The 599-nt window shown below is 57.4% G+C and carries 1 pseudogene; it reads right to left on the reverse strand.

The features are described 5' to 3' along the window. Window positions 1-359, reverse strand: a pseudogene (glmM, locus tag HFK74_RS32975) (phosphoglucosamine mutase); the annotation flags it as partial. Window positions 360-599: the final 240 nt, after the last annotated feature.

Raw genomic sequence — 599 nt, forward strand, 5'->3', positions numbered from 1 at the left:
TTGTAGCTGTCGGGGCCGAACAGCTTGATGCCGTTGTCGTGGTAGGGGTTGTGCGAGGCCGAGATCATCACGCCGATGTCGGCGCGCAGCGAGCGCACCAGCATGGCGACCGCAGGGGTGGGGATCGGGCCGAGCAGGAACACGTCCATGCCGGCAGCACACAGGCCAGCGACTAGCGCGTTCTCGATCATGTAGCCCGACAGCCTGGTGTCCTTGCCGACCACGACGCGATGGCGGTGGTTGCCGCGCTGGAACGACAAGCCGGCGGCCATGCCGACCTTCATGGCGACTTCCGCCGTCATCGGAAATTTGTTGGCCCGTCCGCGAATGCCGTCAGTGCCGAAATAGCGTCCAGCCATGTTTGTTCAGTCCCCGTGGTGTCCACCCGCGATTGCTTTGCCACAACCCAGGGCGATCAACGCATCACATTTGGTGATTTTATGTCACAAAACCTTAGAAAAGGGTTGGGGGATTGGGGTGCCCAGCTTCGCATATTTGAGTATAGGAATATTGTCCTATATCGTAGGTACTTGGATATAGGAGGCAAGATTGGATGTTAGATGTTCAGCTATCAGATGGAGATTTGAGCAGGCTAATCG

The organism is Pseudomonas sp. SbOxS1, from assembly GCF_013416725.1.
Taxonomy (GTDB): Bacteria; Pseudomonadota; Gammaproteobacteria; order Pseudomonadales; family Pseudomonadaceae; genus Aquipseudomonas.